General features: G+C 71.8%; 20 protein-coding genes. 10 read left to right on the top strand and 10 right to left on the bottom strand.

The features are described from left to right. Positions 1 to 224: 224 nt before the first annotated feature. Entirely contained in the window at positions 225 to 1,244 is a 1,020-nt protein-coding gene (locus ACFZBX_RS19460) for a hypothetical protein (protein ID WP_391534973.1), read from the top strand. Here ACFZBX_RS19460 and ACFZBX_RS19465 read toward each other — a convergent pair. Then, the gene (locus tag ACFZBX_RS19465) at positions 1,238 to 1,630 is read right to left on the bottom strand and encodes a hypothetical protein (protein WP_391534974.1); all 393 of its coding nucleotides are present in this window, start codon (positions 1,628 to 1,630) and stop codon (positions 1,238 to 1,240) included. The two genes, ACFZBX_RS19460 and ACFZBX_RS19465, sit on opposite strands and share 7 nt — an antisense overlap. 86 nt (positions 1,631 to 1,716) lie before the next feature. Between ACFZBX_RS19465 and ACFZBX_RS19470 the strand changes: the two genes are divergently transcribed. Next, a complete protein-coding gene (locus ACFZBX_RS19470; protein WP_391534975.1) occupies positions 1,717 to 2,556 on the top strand; it encodes an S-methyl-5'-thioadenosine phosphorylase in 840 nt (279 codons plus the stop codon). A gap of 4 nt (positions 2,557 to 2,560) precedes the next feature. On the opposite strand, the gene ACFZBX_RS19475 is transcribed toward ACFZBX_RS19470, so the two are convergent. Beyond that, entirely contained in the window at positions 2,561 to 3,370 is an 810-nt protein-coding gene (locus ACFZBX_RS19475) for a phosphotransferase enzyme family protein (RefSeq protein ID WP_391534976.1), read from the bottom strand. 84 nt (positions 3,371 to 3,454) lie between these two features. Between ACFZBX_RS19475 and ACFZBX_RS19480 the strand changes: the two genes are divergently transcribed. Continuing rightward, positions 3,455 to 4,018, top strand: a complete 564-nt coding sequence (locus ACFZBX_RS19480; RefSeq protein WP_391534977.1) for a DinB family protein — start codon at positions 3,455 to 3,457, stop codon at positions 4,016 to 4,018. Between the two features lie 59 nt (positions 4,019 to 4,077). Here the strand turns inward: ACFZBX_RS19480 and ACFZBX_RS19485 are convergent, their stop codons facing one another. The 3 genes from ACFZBX_RS19485 to ACFZBX_RS19495 form a co-directional block, all read right to left on the bottom strand. Next, positions 4,078 to 5,463, bottom strand: coding sequence for an MFS transporter (locus ACFZBX_RS19485; protein ID WP_391534978.1), 1,386 nt, complete (start codon positions 5,461 to 5,463; stop codon positions 4,078 to 4,080). Between the two features lie 336 nt (positions 5,464 to 5,799). Then, the gene (locus ACFZBX_RS19490) at positions 5,800 to 8,121 is read right to left on the bottom strand and encodes a glycoside hydrolase family 3 C-terminal domain-containing protein (RefSeq protein WP_391534979.1); all 2,322 of its coding nucleotides are present in this window, start codon (positions 8,119 to 8,121) and stop codon (positions 5,800 to 5,802) included. Positions 8,122 to 8,193: 72 nt separating this feature from the next. After that, the gene (locus tag ACFZBX_RS19495; protein WP_391534980.1) at positions 8,194 to 9,522 is read right to left on the bottom strand and encodes an MFS transporter; all 1,329 of its coding nucleotides are present in this window, start codon (positions 9,520 to 9,522) and stop codon (positions 8,194 to 8,196) included. 108 nt (positions 9,523 to 9,630) lie between these two features. Here ACFZBX_RS19495 and ACFZBX_RS19500 point away from each other — a divergent pair, with 108 nt between their 5' ends. The 5 genes from ACFZBX_RS19500 (at position 9,631) to ACFZBX_RS19520 (ending at position 13,888) form a co-directional block, all read left to right on the top strand. Then, a complete protein-coding gene (locus tag ACFZBX_RS19500; RefSeq protein ID WP_391534981.1) occupies positions 9,631 to 10,242 on the top strand; it encodes a TetR/AcrR family transcriptional regulator in 612 nt (203 codons plus the stop codon). Between the two features lie 60 nt (positions 10,243 to 10,302). Beyond that, positions 10,303 to 12,153: a sulfatase-like hydrolase/transferase gene (locus ACFZBX_RS19505; protein ID WP_391534982.1), complete on the top strand. Its 1,851-nt coding sequence runs from the start codon at positions 10,303 to 10,305 to the stop codon at positions 12,151 to 12,153. A gap of 84 nt (positions 12,154 to 12,237) precedes the next feature. Next, positions 12,238 to 13,212, top strand: coding sequence for a formylglycine-generating enzyme family protein (locus tag ACFZBX_RS19510; protein ID WP_391534983.1), 975 nt, complete (start codon positions 12,238 to 12,240; stop codon positions 13,210 to 13,212). Beyond that, positions 13,209 to 13,604 (top strand): YidH family protein, encoded by a 396-nt coding sequence (locus tag ACFZBX_RS19515; protein ID WP_391534984.1) that lies wholly within the window; start codon positions 13,209 to 13,211, stop codon positions 13,602 to 13,604. The genes ACFZBX_RS19510 and ACFZBX_RS19515 overlap by 4 nt, the downstream gene beginning before the upstream one ends. Beyond that, positions 13,601 to 13,888, top strand: a complete 288-nt coding sequence (locus ACFZBX_RS19520; protein WP_391534985.1) for a DUF202 domain-containing protein — start codon at positions 13,601 to 13,603, stop codon at positions 13,886 to 13,888. The genes ACFZBX_RS19515 and ACFZBX_RS19520 overlap by 4 nt, the downstream gene beginning before the upstream one ends. A 17-nt stretch (positions 13,889 to 13,905) precedes the next feature. Here the strand turns inward: ACFZBX_RS19520 and ACFZBX_RS19525 are convergent, their stop codons facing one another. The 3 genes from ACFZBX_RS19525 to ACFZBX_RS19535 are packed head-to-tail and all read right to left on the bottom strand — an operon-like array spanning position 13,906 to position 14,833. After that, the gene (locus ACFZBX_RS19525; protein WP_391534986.1) at positions 13,906 to 14,394 is read right to left on the bottom strand and encodes an NUDIX domain-containing protein; all 489 of its coding nucleotides are present in this window, start codon (positions 14,392 to 14,394) and stop codon (positions 13,906 to 13,908) included. A gap of 8 nt (positions 14,395 to 14,402) precedes the next feature. Then, positions 14,403 to 14,600, bottom strand: a complete 198-nt coding sequence (locus tag ACFZBX_RS19530; RefSeq protein ID WP_391530868.1) for a hypothetical protein — start codon at positions 14,598 to 14,600, stop codon at positions 14,403 to 14,405. Continuing rightward, positions 14,597 to 14,833 (bottom strand): hypothetical protein, encoded by a 237-nt coding sequence (locus ACFZBX_RS19535; RefSeq protein WP_391534987.1) that lies wholly within the window; start codon positions 14,831 to 14,833, stop codon positions 14,597 to 14,599. Before ACFZBX_RS19535 ends, ACFZBX_RS19530 begins: the two co-directional genes overlap by 4 nt. 126 nt (positions 14,834 to 14,959) lie before the next feature. Between ACFZBX_RS19535 and ACFZBX_RS19540 the strand changes: the two genes are divergently transcribed. Together ACFZBX_RS19540 and ACFZBX_RS19545 are read left to right on the top strand one after the other, a co-directional pair. Then, positions 14,960 to 15,790 (top strand): helix-turn-helix domain-containing protein, encoded by an 831-nt coding sequence (locus tag ACFZBX_RS19540; RefSeq protein ID WP_391534988.1) that lies wholly within the window; start codon positions 14,960 to 14,962, stop codon positions 15,788 to 15,790. Continuing rightward, positions 15,787 to 15,993 carry a DUF397 domain-containing protein gene (locus tag ACFZBX_RS19545; RefSeq protein ID WP_391534989.1) on the top strand — a complete coding sequence of 69 codons (207 nt, stop codon included), beginning with the start codon at positions 15,787 to 15,789 and terminating at the stop codon, positions 15,991 to 15,993. The genes ACFZBX_RS19540 and ACFZBX_RS19545 overlap by 4 nt, the downstream gene beginning before the upstream one ends. Positions 15,994 to 16,083: 90 nt before the next feature. On the opposite strand, the gene ACFZBX_RS19550 is transcribed toward ACFZBX_RS19545, so the two are convergent. Both ACFZBX_RS19550 and ACFZBX_RS19555 read right to left on the bottom strand, forming a co-directional pair. Beyond that, entirely contained in the window at positions 16,084 to 16,653 is a 570-nt protein-coding gene (locus ACFZBX_RS19550; RefSeq protein ID WP_391534990.1) for an SMI1/KNR4 family protein, read from the bottom strand. 229 nt (positions 16,654 to 16,882) lie between these two features. After that, a complete protein-coding gene (locus ACFZBX_RS19555) occupies positions 16,883 to 17,674 on the bottom strand; it encodes a MerR family transcriptional regulator (RefSeq protein WP_391534991.1) in 792 nt (263 codons plus the stop codon). Positions 17,675 to 17,800 lie beyond the last annotated feature (126 nt).

Genomic DNA, 17,800 nt, shown 5'->3' on the forward strand with positions numbered 1-17,800 from the left:
AACCACCAGGTCACACGCGGTGTCGAGGCTTCGTTGAGCCTGTGGTGACCGCGCGTTGAACCCGACCGGCCAGAATCACCGTGCCGGGGCCCGCCGGAGACGGTCCGGTCCGCCCCTCCTTCACCTCCCGCGGCCGGGTGCCCCCGGTAACCGGCCGTGATCGCCCCGCCCTCGGCCGTCGGAGGCGTCGGGCGCCATGACGATACCTTCGGAGGCGGACGTCCGTGAACACCGCTTTGCTGTACAACCTGCTCGACGTCGACCCGGCCGACGGGCCGGCCGAACTGCTCCACCGCGCCCGCGGCAGCCGTCACCTGCCCCACCTCGTGCTCTCCGCCCTCGCCCGTGACGACGTCCGGATGGGCGAGCCCGCCCGCGCCGAACTGCGCCGCGCCCGCACCCGCGCCGACCTCTACGCCCGGCTCGCCGGGGACCTCGCCCGCTCCACCGGCGTCCGGGCCATCCACGGCCTCCCGCTGGCCGGCTACTACCCGGCCGGCCTGCTCCGGCCGCAGGCCTCCCTGGACCTGGTCGCCCCGGGCGAGGCCGCGCTCTGGCAGGCCGTCATCCGCCTGGTCACCGACCACCCCGTGGAGACCATCGACGTCACCCTCCTCGGCGAGCGCCCGCACCACACCGCCGTCACCGTCCGCTGGCCCGCCGAGGACCCGCTGCTCGACCCCTGGTACCGCGTCCACCTCACCACCGCCGCCCTCCCCGGCGACCGCGCCACCGTCCCCGTCCGCCCCTACCTCGTCGCGGACGACCACGTCGAGTGCCTGATCGCCCTCGCCGAGGCCCACCTGCACACACCCGTGGGCACGGACCTCGACCCGCTCACCCTCCTCGACCTCGGCTGTCTCGGCCACCAGCCCTTCGAACCCGCCGAGACCGCCGCCGTCCTGGCCGCCTACCGCCTCGCCCCCGAGGCCGCCGCCCTCCTCGACCTCGCCGCCACCCGCCTCCCGCTCGGCACCCTCGCCGCCGTCCGCACCGCCCTCACCCCCGAACTCGCCCCCGAACACCGCCGCCGCGGCGAGGCCGCCGCCACCCCCCGCCTGCCCGCCCGCCACGGCACCCTGCTGCGCCGCACCGTCATCCGCCACACCTGGGACGAGGCCCGCCTGCTCCCCGCCCCCGACCACACCACCCTCCTCCTCACCCCGGTCGCCGACTACCTCCTCGCCCCGGCCGACCGCACCACCGCCCTGGCGGCCCTCCACCTCTGGGACGCCGCTCAGTGACCGACCTCCTCCGCCTCACCCAGGTCCTCCACCCGCACCGGCCGCAATCCCTCGAACCACACCGCCACCCCGAACGGCTCACCGATCTCCCCCTCGGCGAACCGCAGCATCCACCCGTCGGTGTAGACGTTCACCTCCGGTGAGTCCAGCGCCGCCGCCTCCTCCGTCACCCCCAACTCGGCGCACGCGAACCGCCGCGCCCGCGCCACCACCTCCTCCAGCCGCCCCAACACCTCCCCGAGCAACTCCAGATCCACCGCCCCGACGTCCTCCCCCGCCTCCACCATGACGTTGACCCCCACCCCCCACCGCCCCGGCTCGGCCACCCCCCACACGCTCAACCCGTCCGGCCCGTCACACACCCGCACCAGCGGCCCCACGTTCATGTCCGTCTCCCTTCTCCGGCCCGGATTCCTGTCGCTGAGCCTAGGCTGGTCGTTCCGGGGATCTTCGACGAGAGGCGGGCGGCAGGGTGGGCGAGCGGGCTGAGGTCGGGGTGATCGGGGGGTCGGGGCTGTACGCGCTGCTCGACGAGGTGGCCGAGGTGGCCGTCGACACGCCGTACGGGGCGGCGAGCGACTCGGTGTTCATCGGGGAGGTCGGCGGCCGGCGGGTGGCGTTCCTGCCGCGGCACGGGCGGGCGCACGGGATTCCGCCGCACCGGATCAACTACCGGGCCAACCTCTGGGCGCTGCACTCGCTCGGGGTGCGGCAGGTGCTCGGGCCGTGCGCGGTGGGCGGGTTGCGGCCGGAGTACGGGCCGGGGACGCTGCTGGTGCCGGATCAGTTCGTGGACCGCACCGCCGCCCGGGAGCAGACCTTCTACGACGGCGTGCCGCTGCCGGACGGTTCGCTGCCGGGCGTGGTGCACGCGCCGATGGCGGACCCGTACTGCCCGGCGGGGCGCGCGGCGGTGCTGGGCGCGGCGCGCGGGGCCGGGTGGGAGCCGGTGGACGGCGGCACGCTGGTGGTGATCGAGGGCCCGCGCTTCTCCACCCGCGCCGAGTCGCGCTGGTTCACCGCGAACGGCTGGTCGACGGTCGGTATGACGGGCCACCCGGAGGCGGTTCTGGCCCGCGAACTCGGGCTCTGCTACACCTCGTTGAACCTCGTCACCGACCTGGACGCGGGCGTGGAGAGCGGCGCCGGCGTCACCCACGCGGAGGTCCTGGAGGTGTTCGGCCGCAATGTCGACCGGCTGCGCACCGTCCTGTTCAAGGCCGTGGAGGCGCTGCCCGTCGACCGCACCTGCCCGTGCCGCCGGGCTCTCGACGGCTTCACCCCCGGCCTGCCCGGCGTGCCGGGGGAGTGACAGGTCAGTCGAGCAGCGCCCGCAGCCACCGCTCCTCGCGCCGCTCGATGTACCCGGTGTTCGCCAGCCAGGTGTCCCCGTGCCCCTCCTGCCACAGCCGCGTCCACGGCTGGACGCCGCGCCCCGCCCGCTCGCGCAGGAAGTCGTGCATGGCCCGGGTGCGCCGCCCCAGGAGCGGCACCAGTCGCCGCCGCTCGTCCTCGTCGAGCCCGTAGGCGTCGACGAAGGCGCGCAGCCGCTCGGCGGCGTCGGCGTCGGTGCGCCGGACGGCGGGGTCGGCGGCCAGCGGGAGGAAGCCGTGCGCGGCGTAGGCGAGGTCCCAGAGGCGGGAGCCGGGCGCGGCGGTGTCCCAGTCGATGAACGCCCACCGGTCGGGACCGTCGTCGATCACCAGGTTCCACGGCGCGAGGTCCTGGTGGGCGATGATCTCGCCCGCCGCCTCGGTGTCGTCCCGCATCAGCACCTGCCACCGCGCGTCGGCCGGCGGCGTGAACCCGGCCACGGCGTCGTGGAACTCCCTGATCAGCCGGGCCACCCGGGCCAGTTGCGCCACCGGTTCCAGCAGGGCGAACCGCTCGCCGTCCCCGACCACCCGGCCCGGAACGAAGCCCAGCACCTCCCGCCCCTGCCCGTCGGTGCCGAGCGGGCGCGGCGCGGCCCGGAAGCCCGCCTCGTACAGGTGCGTCAGCAGCGCGTGCACGGCGGGCGTCCACGGGCCGACGGGTCGCCGCACGGTGTCCCCGACGCGGACGACGCCGGCGGTGGCGTTCCCGCCGGTCAACTGCTCCTCGACGTGCCCCTCTTGTTCGTCCACGCGCGGACCCTACCGGCCCACCCGGCCGGGCGCACCCGAAAAACCCGGTGGCGGCCGCGCCCCGCACGGACGATCATGTCCACAATGAGCGACCAACCCGCACGCTGGACCAGAGCCACCGTCTACCCCGACATGTGGATGGACCCGGACGACGATCCGCGCGACAACGAGGGCCCGGGCCCGGACGGTGAACTGCCGACGCTGCGGGAGGCGATCACCAACTACCGCCTCACCCTGCGCCTGAAGTGCGACGGCCTGGACCCGGAGCAGCTGGCGCGCCGCTCGGTGCCGCCGTCGACGATGTCGCTGCTCGGCCTGGTCCGCCACCTCGCCGAGGTGGAGCGCGACTGGCACAACTGGATCACCGACGGCGAGCCGCTGCCGAAGCTGTACGGCGCGCGCGACGCCGACTTCCACGGGGCCGTCGCCGACCAGGCCGTGGTGGACGCCGCGTTCGCCGACCTGGAGCGCGAGCAGGCCGCTTTGGACGCCACCCTCGCCCGCCACTCCGACGACCTCGGCAGGCGCCTGGGCCGCCAGAACCTCGCGGTGCGCGAGGTTCTGGTGCACATCATCGACGAGTACGCCCGGCACTGCGGCCACGCGGACCTGCTGCGCGAGTGCGTCGACGGCCGCGTCGGCCAGTAGCCACGGCATGCCGCCGGGGCCGCGTTCGATCGGACGCGGCCCCGGCGGCAAGGGGAGTGTCAGCGCACCGGCTGCGGCGCCGGCCGGGCCGTGCGGGCCTTCCGGGGCGCCGGACCGGGTACGGCCGCGGCCGCGCCGAGCGCCGTGCCGCGGGTCTCCTCGGCCCAGAGCACCGAGACCAGCAGGCCGCACGCGGTGACGCCGGCGGCGATCAGCATGGTCGGGCCGGTGCCGATGCCGCTCAGCGACAGCGGCAGCAGATAGGTGCCGACGGCCGCGCCGATCCGGCTGACCGAGGTGGCCACGCCGACGGCGGTGGCCCGGACCTCGGTGGGGAACAGCTCGTTGGGGTAGGTCCAGTCGAGCACGTTCGGCCCGCCGCACAGGAAGGCGTACGCGCAGAGCGCGACGACCACGACGGCGGCCGGGGCGTCCGGGAAGAGGCCCAGCACGGCGAGCGGGACGATCATCAGCGCGAAGGAGCGGATGATCACCGGACGGCGGCCCCAGGTGTCGATCAGGCGCAGCGCGGGGTAGCAGCCGAGCAGGAAGACCAGGCTGATCAGGCCGGTGCCGAGGGTCTCCAGCACCGTGCCGCCCGGCATGCCGAAGGCCTCCAGGAGCTGCGGCCCGAAGGTCAGCATCGCGAACAGCGGGCCGACCTGGCAGAGGAAGAAGAGTCCGCAGAAGAGCGTGCGCCGCCGGTAGGGCGGGGTCATCAGCAGCCGCAGGCCGGTCGGGGCGCCGGGGGCGGTGGGCTCGGGCATCAGCTCGCGGCCGTCGACCTTGACCCCGAGGTGGCGCTCGACCAGGCGCACGGCGTCGCCGACCCGGCCGTTGGCGGCCAGCCAGCGCGGCGACTCGGGGGAGCCGCGGCGGATCACCAGGAACACCACGCACAGCACGGTGGAGCTGCCGAGCATCCAGCGCCAGCTGCCGGGGCCGCCGATCGTGAGGAAGAGGTAGCCGGTCACGTAGGCGAGCACGGCGCCGGCGTACCAGGCGATGATCTGCTGACCGAGCAGCCGCCCGCGGTGCTTGGCGGGCAGCCACTCGGCGAGCAGGGACGTCGCGATGGGGTAGTCGGCGGCCACCGCCATGCCGAGGACGAAGCGCAGCAGGGCGATCGCCCAGACCGCGTCGACCCAGAAGGACAGCACCGAGCAGACGATCATCACGAGCAGGTCGGCGGTGTACATCACCTCCCGCCCGATCTTGTCGGTCAGCACGCCGAACAGCGCGCCGCCGACGAACATGCCGACCAGCGCGGCCGCGCCGATCAGGCTGACGTCGGCGGTGGAGAGCCCCAGTTCGGGGCGCATGCCGATGAGGGCGACGCCCACGATGCTCAGGATGTACCCGTCGAGCAGCGGTCCACCGGAGCAGGCGAGCGCGAGCCTGCGGTGGAAGGCGGTATACGGGGCGTTGTCGATAGTGCGGGACATTCGTTCGGGTCCTCCGGAGCGCACCGCGTGCTGTCGCACCCGTGCGCCGCGTAGACGGTCGTTGGCGGACCGCCGGGGGCGGCGTTCCGCTCGCCCGGGTGTCCACCGGGCGACCGTCCACAGTTGCCCGGGTCGAGGGGCGGGTCCCCGGGGCCGAAGGTCAGGGGAAAACAGGGCGGAGGTCCCGAATCGGACGGGCCCTCGGCCTGTGCCGGGAGGGCGTTCGCCCTGCAATACCGGGCCGGACGCGGGCCGCCGGGCGGCCCGCGTCGCTCAGTGTGACGCTCGGCACCTCTTCGGGGTCGCCGGGGGGAGGAGGCCCGGGACGCGCGTGGTTCAGCTCACGTCGTGCTGCCCGGAGGAGTTGGCGAGGGCGATCAGGCCGTCGATCTGCTCCGACGCATTGCCTCCGGCACCGCCCCCGTCGCCCAGCGCGGCCATCATGCCGAGGCGGCCGATGGGGAAGGACTCCATCATCTTGGTGAAGTCGACGCCCTCGGGCATGACCGACGCGGCGGCGTTCACATCGCCGAGCATCCGGCCCAGTGCGTCCTGGAGGACCGGGCCGGCGACGGGGTGCCGCAGGGCCTCGCCGAGGGTCGACGTACGCGACAGCGGCAGGAGGACGTGGTCGCCGGCGACCTCCACGCCGGTGGTCGAGCGGATGTCGCGGCTGGAGGCGGCGACGTCGACGACGTAGTCGCCGCCCTCCACGACCCAGCGGTCCGCGCGGATGTCCCAGTACGCGAGGTCCTCGCGGCGCACCGTCAAGGCGACCTCGCGCGTCTCGCCCGGCGCGAGGTTCACCGAGGCGAACGCCTTCAGTTCCCGTACCGGGCGCTGCACGGCGCCGCCGGGCAGCGCCGTGTAGACCTGCACCACCTCGCGGCCCTCGCGGTCGCCGGTGTTGGTCACCGTCACCGTCACGTCAATGTCGCCCGCGGCGTTGACCGCGGCGCAGGCGGCCCCGTACGCGAAGGTGGTGTACGACAGGCCGTGGCCGAAGGGGAACGCCACCGCCATCCGGCGCGCGTCGTACCAGCGGTAGCCGACGAACAGCCCCTCGCCGTACCGCACGTGCGAGAACTCGCCCGGGAAGTCCAGGAACGCGGGGGTGTCCTCCAGCCGGAGCGGGATCGTCTCGGTGAGCTTGCCCGACGGGTTGACCTCGCCGAACAGCACGTCGGCGGTCGCGCCGCCGCCGGCCTGGCCCAGCAGCCAGCCTTCGAGGACGGCCGGTACGCGGTCGGCGAAGGGCAGGGCCACGACGCCGCCGTTGGAGAGGACGACCACCGTGTTCGGGTTGGCGTCGAGCACCGCGTTGAGAAGTTCGAGCTGGACGGCGGGGAGGTCGATGTCCTCGCGGTCGTACCCCTCGGACTCCAGCCGCGCCGGAAGCCCGAGGAAGAGGACGGCGACCTCGGCACCGGCCGCCGCTGCCACCGCCTCCTCGCGCAGCGCCGCGGCCTCGGCGTCCGTGGTCCCGAGCGCGCTCGTGAAGCCCTGGGCGTGGAGCACGGCGCCGGTCGAGAGCGCGCGGATCTCGTCGAGCGCGTTGTCCAGGCGGGTCGGGTTGATCAGCGAGGAGCCGGCGCCCTGGTAGCGCGGCTTCCCGGCGAACTCGCCGATGACGGCGATGCGGGCGTCCCTGGCCAGCGGCAGCAGCGCTCCGTCGTTCTTGAGCAGCACGATCGAGCGGCCGCCGGCCTCGCGGGCCAGGGCGTGGTGCGCGTCGACGTCGAGCGGCCCCTCGACGGCGCCCGCGCCCGCCCGCGCCTTGCGGACGAGGTCGAGGACGCGTCCGGCGGCGGTGTCGACCACGCTCCCGTCGAGCGAGCCGTCCTCGACCGCGGCGACGATCAGGGCGTCCGTCACGCCGTTCGACGAGGGCATTTCGAGGTCCAGGCCCGCCGCGACGCCCTTGACGCGGTCGTTGACCGCGCCCCAGTCCGACACCACCAGGCCCTGGAAGCCCCACTCGTCACGCAGCACGCCGGTGAGCAGCCAGGGGTCCTCGGAGGCGTACACGCCGTTGATGCGGTTGTACGAGCACATCACCGTCCACGGCTGCGCGTCCTGGACCACGCGCTGGAAGCCGCGCAGGTAGATCTCGCGCAGCGGGCGCGGGTCGACGTCGCTCGACGCCCGCATGCGGTCGTCCTCCTGGTTGTTGGCGGCGAAGTGCTTGAGCGAGGTCCCCACCCCCTTGGACTGGACGCCCTGGACCAGCGCGGCTCCGATCACGCCCGAGACGACCGGGTCCTCGGAGAGGTACTCGAAGTTGCGGCCGCACAGCGGCGAGCGCTTGATGTTGATGCCGGGACCGAGCAGCACCGCGACGTCCTCGATCGAGGCCTCGATGCCGAGCGCCTCGCCGACCCGGCGGGCGAGGTCGGCGTCCCAGGAGGAGCCGAGGCCGACGGCGGGCGGGAAGCAGGTGGCCGGGACGCTGTCGCCGAGGCCGAGGTGGTCGCCTCCCTCGCGCTGCTTGCGCAGGCCGTGCGGGCCGTCGGTGAGCATGACCGAGGGTATGCCGTGGCGCTCGACGGCCTTGGTGCGCCAGAAGCTCGCGCCGCTGGTCAGCGACGCCTTCTCCGCCAGGGTGAGATCGTGGACCTGGTCGGGCAGTCCGGCGGCGGGGGCGGTGGTGTCGGTCATGGATTCCTCTTCCGTTCTCTTGAGGGTTGTTGTGTCTCTTGAGGGTTGTCGTGGCCTTGTCCGCTACCGGGCTCAGCGGACGGATCGGATGAACTGGTTCGCGACGGCGCCGACGATGGCGATGACGGCGCCGCCGAGGAACAGCGCGGCGTAGTTGCTCGACCCGCCGCCGATCATCAGGAACAGCGGCGCGGTGACCGGCACCAGCGTCTGCGGCAGCACGTTCGCGAGGTGCAGCACGGCCATGTCCTTGGCCACGTCCGTGCGGGAGGGCAGCACCTCCGCCACCAACGCCTGGTCGACCGACAGATAGGCGCCCATCGCGAAGCCGGCGATCACCGAGGAGGCGACGAACGTCGCGAAGTTCGGTGCGAAGCCGGCGACGATGTGGGCGACCGAGAGGACGACCGCGGAGACCAGCACGAAGATCTTCCGACGGCCCAGGCGGTCGGAGATCCGTCCGAAGACGATGCTGGTGGGGATCGCCGTGACCGCGTTGATGACCGTGAGGAGCAGCACCGCGGGGCCGACGGTGTCCTCGGTGTAGTCGAACCGGTCGAGCAGGAAGAACAGTTGGTAGTTCGTCAGCGTCATGTTGCCGAACATGACCATCAGCCGGGAGATCCAGGCCAGCGCGAAGTCGGGGGCCTCGCGCGGGCTGGTCCAGAACGCCTTGAGCAGGGTCAGCAGGCTGAACGGCGGCAGGTCCGCGCGCTCGGCCCGGCGGTCTTTCAGGACGCGCAGGAACACGGTCACGAAGACCAGCATGAACAGCCCGGGGATCAGCATGGCGGCCGTGAGGTTGGGCAGGAACAGCTGCGCGAGGAAGGCGCCGCCGACCCCGGCGAGCACCTGGGTGATGCCCATCAGCCCGGAGACACGGCCGAGTTGCCGCTTGGGCACCTGGTCGGGGATGACCGGGTTGAGGCCGGCGATCAGGGCGTTGAAGGTCAGCTGAGTCAGCGCCCAGGCGAGCACCAGCAGTGGGATGCTGTCGGCCGAGGCGAGGAGCAGCAGGCTGGCGGCGCCGGTGACCATGCCGGAGGCGATCCACGGCTTGCGCATGCCGAACCGGCTGGTGGTGCGGTCGCTCAGCGCGCCGAACAGGTTCTGCGCGACGAGGGCGACGAACGCGCCGACACCGAGCACCAGCGAGAGGCTGGCCGCCTTCCCGTCGGGATCGATCTGGTTCACCCGGAGCGCCAGGGTGATGCCGGTCGCGGGCAGCAGGGCGGTCCACATGCCGAGGAACGCGAGGAACAGTGACGCCTGGAATCCCGCCGAGACGAGCTTCTCGGGGTGGTGTTCGCGCTTCGCGCCGGACGCCTCGGTGGCGGCGGCGGGTCCGGCGGCCTTGCCGACCGGCACGTCCACTGGAGCGACGGATCTCTCGTAGTCCACGACGATGCGACCTTTCTCCCACTTTGCCCTCATCGGTCCGAGGGCGTTCGGTATATATACCGAGTACTCGGTAGGTAGCACAATGGGTGCGGCACTACGATTCGGACCATGACGGATGCCGCACCCACCGCTCGCCCGAGGACCCGCGCACCGCGCACCTCGCCGGAACGCCGCCGCGCCCAGATCGTCGAGGCGGCCATCGCCGTCTTCGGCCAGCAGGGCTACCGGCAGGGCTCCCTCAAGGCCGTCGCCGACGAGGTCGGCCTGACCATCCAGGGCCTGCTGCACTACTTCCCCACCAAGGAACAGCTCCTCCTGGCGACGCTGGAGCAGCGCAACGCGCTCACGCAGGCCAAGCTCGACGAGGCGATCGCGGCGGAGGGTGCGCTCGGGGCCTGCCGCTTCGTGCTGCGGCGCAACCGCGACGACCCCGGCTTCATGCGGCTCTTCGTGACCCTGGCCGCGGAGGCGACCGATCCCGAGCACCCGGCCCACGAGTACTTCCTGCGCCGGTACGAGACCACGCACGCGCGGTTCGCCGAACACCTGCGCTCGGAGGTGGCGCGGGGCCGGATCGCCGCCGGCGTCGAACCCGAGGCCGCCGCCGCGTCGCTGATCGCCCTGATGGACGGTCTGCAGCTCCAGGCGCTCCACCGCCCCGCGATGGACCTGCTCGACGTTTTCGAGCAGGCCACCCGGCATCTGCGGACGGATCTGTAGCGCGATCCCTGGTCGGCCTGCTATATCTACCGAGTAGTCGGTAGATATAGGAGGCCCGCCATGGGTACTGTCGCGCAACGGCCGAACATCCTCTGGATCGTCTCGGAGGACTGCCCGCCCTGGTTCGGCTGCTACGGCGACCCGCACGCCGTGACGCCGGCCATCGACGCCCTCGCCTCGCGCGGAGTGCTCTACGAACGCGCCTACTCCCCGGCCCCGGTGTGCGCGCCCTCGCGCTTCTCCCTGCTCACCGGAATCGCACCCGAGAGCCACTCGCCCGCCGACCGGATGCGCGCCGTCGCCGCCCGCCCGGACTGGATGGCGACCTACCCCGAGCTCTTCCGCGACGCCGGGTACTACTGCACCAACAACGCCAAGACCGACTACAACCTCGACGTGGACGCGAACGCGATCTGGGACGAGTCCTCCCGGACGGCGCACTGGCGCGACCGGCCCGCCGGAGCACCGTTCCTCGCCGTGTTCAACTACGACCCGACGCACGAGTCCTCGGTCTTCGACGAGAACTCCCCCCTCGCGCGCGCGTTCGGATCGTCCGCGGTGTTCGGCGAGCCGCTGACGCCCGCCGTACCGCTCGAAGCGATCCGCCTGCCCCGCTACCTGCCGGACACCCCCGAGGTGCGGGCGGACTTCGCCCGCTACTACAGCGCCGTCGCCCGGCTGGACGCGTTCGTCGCGGGCCTGCTCGGCCAGCTGGCCGAGGACGGCCTCGCCGAGGACACCGTCGTGCTCCTCACCTCCGACCACGGCGGTGTCACCCCGAGGAGCAAGCGCTACCTCTACGACGAGGGCCTGCACGTGCCGCTGCTGGTGTCCGCCCCGCCCCGGCTGGCCGAGCGGCTGGCACCCGCCGGATCGCGGCACCCCGACCCGGTCTCGACGCTGTCCGTCGCCCCGACCGTGCTCGCCCTCGCCGGCCTCCCCGTCCCCCCGCAGATGGCGGAGCCGCCGCTGACCGCGCCGACCAGGCCGGCGCTGGCGTTCGGCGAGCGCGGCCGGATGGACGAACGCTTCAGCCTGGTGCGCACCGTCCGCAGCCGCCGCTTCCGCTACCTGCGCAACTACACGCCGCACCGCCCGGTGATCCAGCACCAGGCCTTCGCCTGGAACGCCGCCGGCTTCCGCTCCTGGGAGACGGAGCACACCGCCGGACGGCTGACCCCCGAGCAGGAACGGTGGTGGCTGCCCGCCGACCCGGTCGAGCTCTACGACGTGGACGCCGACCCGGACGAGGTCGAGAACCTGGCCGGGCGCCCCGAGTACGCCCAGGTCGAGGCCGGGCTGCGCCAGGCGCTGCGCGACCACATCCTCGCCCGCCACGACAACGGGTTCCTGCCCGAGGACTCGCCGCTCCTCGGCTGGGACGCGAGCCGCACCCCCGGCGCCTACCCGCTGGAGCGGATCCTCGACCTCGCCGACCGGGGGCTGGAGCGGGACGAGAGTGCACTCCCGGAACTGCTGACCGCCCTCGGCGACGACGACGCGACCGTGCGCCGTTGGGCCGCCATCGGCATCCTCCGGCTCACCCCCGACGCCCCCGACGCGACGGCCCCGCTCCGCACGGCCCTCGCCGACCCCGAGCCGTCCGTCGTCGTTCCCGCCGCCGAGGCCCTCGCACGACAGGCCGGCGATGAAGCCGCCTACCAGGCCCTCGCCCGCGTGGCGGTGTCGGAGGACACACCGTGGACCCGCCTGGAGGCGGTCAACGCCCTCACCTACCTCGACCTCGACCGGGTGCGCCCGTACCGGGAGGTCGTCGAGGCGGCCGCGACCTCGGGCGGCGAGTACCTCAGCAGCGCCGGCCGCTACCTTCGGCTGCTGCTCGACGGCGAGTACACGCCGGACGCCGCCGTGCTCGACCCCGCGGTCCTCCTCGCCGCGTTCAAGCGCTGATCGCCCCTCCCGGGCCGAGACCGTGCCCGAGCCGTCGACCCGGCTCGGGCACGGTCTCGGCCCACACCCCCGCAAGGAAGCACCATGGACCGACCCGAGCACCGCACCGGCTGCTGCGCCCCCCGGCGCGTCTCCGGGCCCGCCGTCCCCTCGCCCCCGTCGGGGCAGCCGAAGCCGGCGGGGCCGTCCGCACACACCGTCCCGCAGGCGCACATCCCCGCGCAGACCTTCCGGATGGGCGACACCCACGGCGACGGCACACCGGCCGACGGGGAGACCCCCGTCCACCCGGTGTCCCTCACCGCCTTCGACATCGACACGACCAGCGTCACCAACGCCGACTGGGCGAAGTTCGCGGCCGCGACCGGATACCGCACCGAGGCGGAGACCTTCGGCTTCTCCGCCGTCTTCCACCTCGCGCTCGCCGCCGACCCGAGCGACATCCTCGGGCAGCCGCCGCAGACGCCGTGGTGGCGTGGTGTCAGGGGCGCGGACTGGCGGCATCCGGGAGGCCCGCGGTCGTCGATCGACGGGTTGGAGGAGCACCCCGTCGTCCACGTCTCCTGGAACGACGCCCAGGCCTACTGCGCCTGGGCCGGCCGCGCCCTGCCGACCGAGGCCCAGTGGGAGGCGGCCGCGCGCGGCGGACTCGACGGCAGGCGCTACCCGTGGGGCGACGAACTCGGTGAGGGCTGGCCGCTGAACATCTGGCAGGGCGCCTTCCCGACGGAGAACACCCTGGACGACGGCTTCCTCACCACGGCCCCCGTGCGAACGTACGCCCCCAACGCCTACGGACTCTGGCAGACCGTCGGCAATGTGTGGGAGTGGTGCGCCGACGCGTGGGCCGTGGACACCTACAGTCGGGACCTCGCGGCGGGGACCGTGCACGATCCCACCGGCCCGGCCGGGTTGGGCCCGCATGCGCCGAGGGTCATGCGAGGCGGGTCCTTCCTCTGCCACGACTCCTACTGCAACCGCTACCGCAACGCGGCGCGGACGTCGAACACCCCGGACTCGTCCATGGCCAACGCCGGTTTCCGCACGGTCTCCCCATGAGCGAGCGCATACGGAACCTGCGGCTGTGGTTCGCGCCGCAGGGCATCCACGACGAGGGGGACACCCCCGACTACCGGTTCTCGCTGGCCAACGAACGCACCTTCCTCGCCTGGATCCGGACGGCGCTGGCGCTGGTCGGCGGCGGGTTCGCCGTCGACCAGTTCCTGCCGGGGCTGGCGTGGGGCGTGCGCGCCGGACTGGCGCTCGCGCTGCTGGTCGCGGGGGTGCTCTGCGCGCTGCGGGCGGTCAACCACTGGGTGCGGTGCGAGCGGGCGATGCGGCTCGGGAAGGACCTTCCGGTCTCGCGGTTCCCGACGCTGATCAGCCTGGGCGTGGCGACCGTGGCGGTGGCGATGGTGGTGGTGGTCCTCTTCGACTGGGAGGGGCCGTGACCACGGCGGGGCGCGATCCTGGACTCCAGCCCGAGCGTACGCGGCTGGCCTGGCGGCGCACGACGCTCTCGTACACGGTGGCGGCGCTGCTGGCGGTCAAACAGGTTCCGTTGACGGTGGTTCCGCTGGTCGCCCTCAGCTGGCTGGGCTTCCTGCGCACCGCTCACCGGCGGGTGGTCGGGATGGGGACGCCACGGCCGCGACCGCTGTCAGCGCGAGGGGCGCTGACAGCGGCGGCGTGCACGATCGCGCTCGCGGTGCTCGCCGCGACCATGCTGGGCTGAGGTGCGGCGCCGTCCGGCTATTCGGCGGGGATGCCGCGGAGGAGGAAGGGGAGGTGGGTGCCCCGGGTGAGGGCTTCGAGGGCTTGGGTGGTGCGGCGGTGCTGGTCGGGGGGCATGGCGTCGGGGAGTTGGGCGGGGTGGAGCCAGTGGACGCCGGTGATGGTGGCGGGGGGTCGGTGGCGGGCGACGGTGGTTTCCTGGGCGGAGGTGAGGCGGCCGCCCCAGTAGACGAAGTTGACGCCTTCGGGGAGGGTCCGGGCGTCGACGTAGTCGGTGGCGAGGATGCGGCGGAGGGGGAGGACGAGGCCGGTTTCGGTCTCGGTGTGCCGGCGGGCGGCGAGGTGGGGGAGTTCGTTGGCCTCGGCGCTGCCGCCGGGGAGCATGAGGCCGGACTTGTAGGCCGTTCCGATGAGGAGGAGGGCGCCGTCGCGGTTGAGGATGAGGGCCTGGTGGCCGAGGCGTCGGCGGGGCGGGGTGGTGAGGATGGCGGGGAGCTGGTTGAGCATGGAGGCTCCTAGTCTCTTTCGGATGCGATCCAGGTGAAGCAGGCGGGCAGTCCGGCCGAGATTCCGGCCGAGAGGATAAGCCCGAAGATCAGCAACTGCGGCCCGAGCGGCCCGTCGTGGATCGGCCAGCAGACGAGCGCGGCGGCGAGGGCGGAGAGCGTGGGGACGCCGATAGCGGTGGCGACCAGCTTGAGGGTGCGGTTCACGCCACGTCGGCGGTGCGGGGCCGGCTGGGGTGCTGGACGTTGATGAAGCGGGGTTCGGCGAGGGGCTGGATGTGTTCGGGCTTGGTGGTCCACTCGCACCCGCCGGATTCGGGGCGGAGGTAGGCGAGCTTGGCGAGGGTGTCCATGTAGACGGCCTCGACGGGCTTGCCGGTGAAGTCGCGGTGCCCGAGGTCCCGGACGACCTCGCCGACGGTGGGGGAGTAAATGGGCATGGGGGCTCCATTGGTTGCGCAGGGTCCCCGATCTTTCACGGGGCGTAGCCATAGTGACCCCCTCCGGTTTACGATGGCCAGGGTCTGAACGTTGACCAATTGGGCGCGTGAAAGGTGCCAGCGTTCATGGATGAGCTCGTTGTTGACGCGATGTCATCTCCGGCTGTTCGCTTCGGTCAGGAACTTGCCAGGCTGCGAAGGGTGAAGGGCTGGTCGCAGGTCGCCCTGGCGAAGCGCATGGGGTACTCCAATACCCTGGTGTCGTACGTCGAACGAGCGAAGCGTCCTCCAACAATGAACTTCGCTGTTAAAGCTGACCAGGTGTTTGAAACCGGAGGCACGTTCTACGAACTCTGGCGCCGGCATACGAAGGCCAGCCTCCTGGAGGGCTTCCCGGAGTTCGCGGACGGTGAGGCGAAGTGTCGCCGTCTGCGCGAGTTTGCGCTGACCATCGTGACTGGCCTGTTCCAGGTCCAGGAGTACGCCGAGGCATTGGCGTACACAGCAGTCGAGCGGGGCGCGATCACCCAGTCCGAGGCCGAGCAGCGAGTCGAGTTCGTGCTGGCCCGTCAGCGGGTGCTAGACAGGAAGAAGCCGCCACTGATCCACGCGGTGCTGGACGAGGACTGTCTGGTGCGCACGATCGGCGGACGGATCGTCATGGTCAAGCAGTTGGACCACATCGTGGAGCTGGCGGCTCGGCCGAACATCACCATTCAGGTGGCACCGTTCTCATTGGGGGAGAACCTGCCGTTCACGATGCCGGTGACCTTGCTTGACCTACCTGACGGCTCGGTCGTCGGATACGCCGAATCGCTTGCTCGCGGCTACCTTGAACGAAGGCGTGAAATCGTCTCGGGGTGGGAGAGGGAGTACGATCAGCTGGTGGTGGAAGCCCTGCCCAAGGCGGCATCCCTGGCACTGATCCACAAGGCTCGAAGGGAGCTAACTCCATGAACCCTGACTTGTCGAAGGCGTCCTGGTTCAAGTCGTCGCACTCCAACAATGGCGGTCAGTGCGTGGAGGTTTCCGCGAGCTTCGCCGGTGCCGTCCCGGTGCGCGACTCCAAGGATCCCGAGGGCCCGGCCCTCGTCTTCCCGGCCTCGGCCTGGCACGCGTTCGTCGCCGGCGTCCAGGATGGCGAGTTCGGCGCAGTCTGACGCGAGTTCACTGTGTGGGCCCCGACCGGTTTCCCGGTCGGGGCCCGTTGCTTGGGGCGTCGTGCGACGGTCATCCAGTTGGGAACCGTCTCACGACCAGGCAAGTCGACCTTCGGTGAACCGACAGACCGGGAAGCTTCCCTCGGCGATCCTCGTCAGCGTCTCCGCTACGGAGTCGAAGTACTGGGCCATTGAATCGTACTCGCCCGTGATCGTAGGGCCACCCACGAACCAGCGGCCGACGCGTCCGTCCCGCACGTCGATGAACTTTCCCATCCAGCCGTCCTGGTCCGACAGGAACGGGATCCACTCGTTACGCCAGAACGGACTGTCCGGCTGGTCCGGAGGGTCGAATCCGCAGGACGTGGAGCGGTTCGCGTAGAGCCTCTCCATCGCCCGGATGCCCAGAAAGAAGCTTCCCTCGTCGGGGAACCCGTCGAAGCCGCAGCACATGACGTCGTCGTCGACGTCTTCCTCCGGCAGATCCAGATTGTTCTGCAACAGCCAGGTCCGCAGGTCCCCATGCAAGGAGATCCCCATCCGTTCCTCGGCTGCCGCGAGCATCTGCTCCGTAGCGGGCCCTGGCAGCTCCGTGTGATCGGCCGGCGCGTGCTCCCGAAGAAGACTCATCACACGTGACCAACTCTCAGTCACACTCATCGCCCTCTGCCCTTCGACTTCTCTACAGGGATGTCTCCGTCCGACCACGCCACTGCGGAGGTTGGGAAGTACCGGCCGGAGAACCTTGCAGGGATGGTACTTCGAGCATGCGTTCCATTCCTCCCGACGACTGTCTTCCGCCCCGAAGCGCAGGGCCGGCCCCTCAGCGAAGTGACCGCCCGCGATTGAAGCATGTGCAGCAGACCTGCCTTCCGGAGGGAAAGGCCCGTCAGCCGCTGGTCGTCCCCGTCCCCGTCTCCGTTCCCGTCCCCGTCCTCTGGACGTGAATGCGTAGGGCTGCGGCTGCGAGGCGGGCAGCGTCGGGGCTGCCGAAGGTGTGGTGGAAGTCGGGGTCGGTCTCGTACATGGCGGCTACTCCACAGATCATGGCGGCCGAGCGTTCGTGGTCGCCCGCGTGGGTCGGAGTGCCGGGGATCTCGGCGAACCAGGCCACATGGACAGCCGCGTGGGCCTGCGAAGCGGGCGAGTCCGGGGCCTCGCCCGCTTCCCGGAGTGCGGACCAGCGGTGCACAAGCGCTTCGCTCCTGGCTTTCCAGTCACGTTGCTGGCCGATGGACTTCGAATGCCACCACTCGTTCGAGGCGTCGAAAACCTCCTGTCCCCAGCGCCGGACAACCTCGTCCTCGTAGTGGTCGTTGAAGCCCTGGAGCATCACGTCCATCGGGGGGTGAAGGCCCGCACGGCGCATCTGCACCGTGTGCTCGACCGCCTGGATGCGACGTTCCAGCGCCAGACGATCGGCCTTGAGCTGGTCCAGGTGTGTCAGCAGGGCGTCGATCTCCGCGGTGGGTGAGCTCTCCGCGTCCAGAACGGCCGCGATCCGGGCCAGGGGCATCCCGGTGTCCCTCAGCAGCAGGATCCGTTGCAACCGCGCGACCGCGTCGGGTCCGTAGTACCGGTAACCGTTGGACCCGACGCGGTCGGGGTCGAGCAGCCCGATGCGGTGGTAGTGGCGCAGCGTGCGGCCGCTGATGCCCGCACGCTCGGCGAGCTCGTGCACGGTCCACTCCACCACTGCCTCCACCTCGTCGACCCGGCCTGATCAACCACTTCCTGGGGGACAGCCCTTGGACCCGATCACCACATAGGACACGCTGTAGGAGAGCATCTCATCCGGGACCAAAAT

Source organism: Kitasatospora sp. NPDC008115, assembly GCF_042957205.1.
GTDB lineage: Bacteria > Actinomycetota > Actinomycetes > Streptomycetales > Streptomycetaceae > Kitasatospora.